General features: G+C 57.8%; 6 protein-coding genes and 1 pseudogene. 5 read left to right on the top strand and 2 right to left on the bottom strand.

What is annotated here, in order from left to right:
- On the top strand, positions 1-487 hold a 487-nt coding region (locus AC1DRJ_RS21200; RefSeq protein ID WP_477803864.1), incomplete at its 5' end, for a 3-deoxy-7-phosphoheptulonate synthase.
- 86 nt (positions 488-573) lie between these two features.
- Here the strand turns inward: AC1DRJ_RS21200 and AC1DRJ_RS21205 are convergent.
- Positions 574-1,803, bottom strand: coding sequence for a winged helix-turn-helix domain-containing protein (locus AC1DRJ_RS21205; protein WP_477803865.1), 1,230 nt, complete (start codon positions 1,801-1,803; stop codon positions 574-576).
- 64 nt (positions 1,804-1,867) lie between these two features.
- Complete coding sequence (locus AC1DRJ_RS21210) at positions 1,868-2,083, bottom strand: DUF1127 domain-containing protein (RefSeq protein ID WP_477803866.1); 216 nt, start codon at positions 2,081-2,083, stop codon at positions 1,868-1,870.
- A gap of 96 nt (positions 2,084-2,179) precedes the next feature.
- Between AC1DRJ_RS21210 and AC1DRJ_RS21215 the strand changes: the two genes are divergently transcribed.
- The 4 genes and pseudogenes from AC1DRJ_RS21215 to AC1DRJ_RS21230 all read left to right on the top strand — a co-directional run.
- Positions 2,180-3,034: a LysR substrate-binding domain-containing protein gene (locus tag AC1DRJ_RS21215; protein ID WP_007943637.1), complete on the top strand. Its 855-nt coding sequence runs from the start codon at positions 2,180-2,182 to the stop codon at positions 3,032-3,034.
- 204 nt (positions 3,035-3,238) lie between these two features.
- Positions 3,239-3,700 carry a MarR family winged helix-turn-helix transcriptional regulator gene (locus AC1DRJ_RS21220; protein WP_477803867.1) on the top strand — a complete coding sequence of 154 codons (462 nt, stop codon included), beginning with the start codon at positions 3,239-3,241 and terminating at the stop codon, positions 3,698-3,700.
- 250 nt (positions 3,701-3,950) lie between these two features.
- On the top strand, positions 3,951-4,370 hold the full coding sequence (locus AC1DRJ_RS21225; RefSeq protein WP_477803868.1) for an organic hydroperoxide resistance protein: 420 nt from the start codon (positions 3,951-3,953) through the stop codon (positions 4,368-4,370).
- 33 nt (positions 4,371-4,403) lie between these two features.
- A pseudogene (locus tag AC1DRJ_RS21230) lies at positions 4,404-4,577 on the top strand (alpha/beta hydrolase); the annotation flags it as partial.

The raw sequence follows: 4,577 nt of genomic DNA on the forward strand, positions 1-4,577 counted from the left end.
GGTCAAGGTCGGCCCGAGCATGGACCCTGAGGACCTGATTCGTCTGATCGACGTGCTGAATCCGGACAACGATCCAGGTCGCTTGAACCTGATCGCACGGATGGGCGCCAACAAGGTCGGCGATCACCTGCCGGCATTGATTCGCGCCGTGCAGCGCGAAGGCAAGCAGGTGCTCTGGAGCTCCGACCCGATGCACGGCAACACCATCAAGGCCAGCAGCGGCTACAAGACCCGTGACTTCGCGCAGATCCTTGGTGAGGTGAAGCAGTTCTTCCAGGTTCATCAAGCGGAAGGCAGTTATGCCGGCGGCATCCATATCGAGATGACCGGGCAGAACGTGACCGAATGCATTGGCGGGRCACGGCCGATTACTGAGGATGGGTTGTCGGACCGGTATCACACCCATTGCGATCCGCGGATGAATGCAGATCAGTCGCTGGAATTGGCATTTTTGATTGCCGAGACTTTGAAGCAAGTTCGACGCTAGACCGCGTCGCCCCCATCGCGAGCAAGCTCGCTCTCACAGGATTGCGCTGAACCTGTGGGAGTGAGCCTGCTCGCGATGAGGCCAGCCTAATCACCGCAAATTCCAGCCAATGCCACTCTTAATCTGCTGGCACTCACCCGCTGACAATTCAACTGCACCCGCTCCAACCCCAACCAATTCGCCATCCGCCGCAAATTGAGCGCCAGCGCCAACATCCCTTCGTCATCCAGTCCCGGCTCTTCCTCGTGTACCGCGTGCACCGCCAATCGCCCCAACGCCCGCTCCGCCCGCAGATCCACCCGCGCGGCAATTCGTTCGTTGTGCAAGAACGGCAACACGTAATACCCGTAAACACGCTTGTCCTGCGGTGTGTAAATCTCCAGCCGATAGCGAAAATCGAACAACTTCTCGGTACGACTGCGCTCCCAGATCAATGAATCAAACGGTGAAAGTAACGCACTGGCTTGGACCTTGCGCGGCACTTTCGGCTCGGGCAGGCAATAAGCCGGTTGCCGCCAACCTTGTACTTCGCAAGTCAGCAGCTCCCCTGCCTCGACCAGTTCCGCCAGGCGCGGACGACTGTCTGCCGGGTTCAAGCGAAAATAGTCCCGCAGATCCTTTTCCGTGCCGACACCCAACGCCGTTGCCGCGTGCAATAACAGTCCACGCTGAGCCTCGGCTTCACTGAGCAAGGGCTGCTGCAAGACGGTCGAAGGAATCACCCGCTCCGGCAAATCATAAAGACGTTCGAAACCACGGCGCCCCGCCACCGTTACTTCACCGGCGGCAAACAACCATTCCAATGCATGCTTTTCCGCACTCCAGTCCCACCATGGCCCGGCCCGCTCCTGACGGGTCGACAGGCTGGCGGCACCCAGTGCACCGAGCTCTTCGACCGATGCCAGTACCCGGCGAATCGTGTCCTGCTGTTCGCGTCCAAAACGCGCCAATTGCTGATAGATGTCTTCACCGCAGCTCGCGCGCTGCATGCGCCAGCGCATCAGGGGATATATCGACAACGGCAGCAACGAGGCTTCATGCCCCCAATATTCAAACAGCGTACGACGTCGGCCCTGACTCCAGGCAGCCTGGTCGAGCAAATCGGATGAGTAGTTACCGAGACGGGAAAACAAGGGAAGGTAGTGCGAACGCACCAGCGCATTGACTGAGTCGATCTGCAGAATGCCCAGCCGTTCGATCAGTCGGTTGAGTTGCAGCGCTTTGATCGCGGCTGGCGACTGGCGCCCGTTGAACCCTTGGGCAGCCAGTGCCAGACGTCGAGCCTGTTTGTTGGAAAAGGACAGCGTCGCGGGCATGAATACCTCCGTGTCTGCTCGCAACCTACCTCACCAGAGAGGGGTTTGTGTAGCAATGACCTCATCATTTATGCATCGGATCATCCCAAAACGGTCTGACCGATTCATGTTCAACATCGGCGCGACTCATGCCGATGTCCTTCAGTGCTTCATCGCTCAAACTCGCCAGCAGCTCGCGTTCGCGATGAAGTTCGTACCAACGACTAAACTTGTGCAGCAGATCAGATACCACGTGGGTCGAAAATTTGTGTTCCGTTACGTGCTCTTGATGACCTTTCATCTTGTTGTCCTCCGTTGGGGATGGCCCAAGTCTCGCCCCAGGGATAAGATCAATCCAACGAATGTTTCTGATGGAAACCATCTCGGAGATTGATGGATGTCAGCTTTTCCCAGTATCGATACGGATGTGCTGCGTACCTTTGTCGCCATCGCCGACCAAGGTGGTTTTACCCGTGCCGGTGAATTGGTCAATCGCACGCAATCGGCAGTGAGCATGCAAATGAAACGTCTGGAAGAAGACGTGTTGCAGCGCCAGTTGTTCGAACGCGATGGGCGACAGGTCAAGCTGACCGCCGAAGGCCAGGTTTTGCTGGGGTATGCACGGCGCATCCTCAAACTCCACAGCGAAGTCTTCAATACGCTGCGTGAGCCGCACATGGTCGGCACCGTGCGCATCGGTACGCCGGACGATTATGTGATGCGCTTTTTGCCGGGGATTTTGTCGCGCTTCGCCAAGAGCTATCCGCTGATCCAGATCGAGGTTCACTGCGAATCATCAAAACAATTGCTGCTACGTCAGGATCTGGACCTGTCCATTGTGACCCGCGAGCCCGGCACCGAGATTGGCCAGTTGCTGCGCAAGGAACGTTTCGTCTGGGCCGAGGCGCAATGCTTCAGCGCCCATGAGCAGACGCCGCTGCCCTTGGCGATGTTCAACAGTGATTGTTTCTGCCGGCTGTGGGCGTGTAATGCGCTGGACGCGATGGGCCGCGACTACCGCATTGCCTACAACAGTTCGAGCCTGTCGGCCTTGATGGCCGTGGTCAGCGCTGGTCTGGCGGTCACTGCACAACTGGAAAGCCTGATCACCCCGGACATGCGCATCCTCGGTGAGGCCGAAGACCTGCCGCAGTTGCCGGAAGCCTGCATCATGCTCGTGCGTAACCTGCACAACCCGTCGCCGATCACCGAGTGCCTGGCCGAGCACATCGTCGAAGGCTTCAAACTTTAAACGCGAGCATCACCGCGCAACACACCAGAAAACGGCAGAACATCCCGCGCAGTCGCGCGTTGCTGGAATACCTCAATACACGCATCGGTCCCCTGCCAACATGGGATCTGGTGCCCCCCCCTGGATAGTCACTCGCCCAGAATTATCTGGCGCATTAAAGATTCGCCCGCTAGATTCTGAGGATTACCGATCAAGGCTTTTGAAATGACCATCGAACGCGACACCGTGGATAACTGCGAACACCTGCTGCTGGATAATCAAGCCTGTTTCGCCCTGCACTCCACTTCTCTGCTGATGACCAAGGTCTATAAACCGCTGTTACAAGCGCTGGGCCTGACCTATCCGCAATACCTGGCGATGATGGTGCTGTGGGAGCGCGATGGTCTGACCGTCGGTGAAATCAGTACACGACTGCTGACCGATCCCGGCTCACTGACCCCGCTGCTCAAGCGTCTGGAAGTCGAAGGCCTGCTCAGCCGCACCCGCAGCCGCGAGGATGAACGGGTGGTAATCGTCGAACTCACCGAACAGGGCCGCGCCTTGCGGGACAAGGCACGGAGCATTCCGCAGTGCATCCTCGGCGCCAGCGGGATGACGGTGGAAAGGCTGAAAAATTTGCAGGCGGAGCTGCAAATACTGCGCAGCAATCTGCAGGACAGCCTCTGACCCTCCTGCCGACACAAAACCCCTGCAGGAGCCGAGCTTGCTCGCGATAGCGATTTTTAATCCGACATCATTGTTGTCTGATCCACCGCCAGCTCTAGCTCAGCCCTTCACAACACCCAACAGAATCCACGGCAAAACTTTTTCAGGAATTTATCTTGCGCGCAATATACTTGCGCGATACATTCATCTCGCACTTACTTAGCGCGCAAATATTTAGCGCAAAAAACCCAAACCGAATGAGGCTCACACCATGCAAACTCTCTACACCGCAATCGCAACGTCTACCGGTGGCCGTGATGGTCGTGCTGTTTCCAATGACAACATCCTCGACGTAAAACTCGCCACCCCGAAAGAACTCGGTGGTGCGGGCGGCGCGGCGACCAACCCTGAGCAACTGTTCGCAGCCGGTTACTCCGCCTGCTTCATCGGCGCCCTGAAATTCGTCGCCAGCCAGACCAAGCGCAGCATTCCCAACGATGCCTCGATCACCGCCCACGTCGGCATCGGCCAAATCCCTGGCGGTTTCGGCCTGGACATAGACCTGCACATCAGCCTGCCGGGTCTTGAACAAGCCGATGCGCAAACCCTGGTCGACGCAGCCCACCAAGTCTGCCCGTACTCCAACGCCACCCGTGGCAACGTCGATGTGCGCCTGCACGTTACCGTCTAACCGCTGATCCCAAGGCCCGAACAGGAAACGAACATGAACACTTTCAGCAAAGTCTTGACCGGTACCCTTCTCGCCCTGTCCATCGGCAATGCGTTTGCAGGGAACGGCGTTGAACACAACACCCAGGCATTCCTCGACGTATTGAACGCCGGCACCGGCAAGCCGTTGGAACAGCTTTCCCCCAAAGACGCCCGCGCCGTATTGGTG

The organism is Pseudomonas sp. P5_B2 (genome assembly GCF_056400445.1).

What these genes read in the sequence shown, in the direction of transcription:
- AC1DRJ_RS21210 (WP_477803866.1), bottom strand. Translation starts at nt 2,083, where the DNA reads ATGAAAGGTCATCAAGAGCACGTAACGGAACACAAATTTTCGACCCAC.
- AC1DRJ_RS21220 (WP_477803867.1), top strand. Translation starts at nt 3,239, where the DNA reads ATGACCATCGAACGCGACACCGTGGATAACTGCGAACACCTGCTGCTG.
- AC1DRJ_RS21225 (WP_477803868.1), top strand. Translation starts at nt 3,951, where the DNA reads ATGCAAACTCTCTACACCGCAATCGCAACGTCTACCGGTGGCCGTGAT.
- AC1DRJ_RS21215 (WP_007943637.1), top strand. Translation starts at nt 2,180, where the DNA reads ATGTCAGCTTTTCCCAGTATCGATACGGATGTGCTGCGTACCTTTGTC.
- AC1DRJ_RS21205 (WP_477803865.1), bottom strand. Translation starts at nt 1,803, where the DNA reads ATGCCCGCGACGCTGTCCTTTTCCAACAAACAGGCTCGACGTCTGGCA.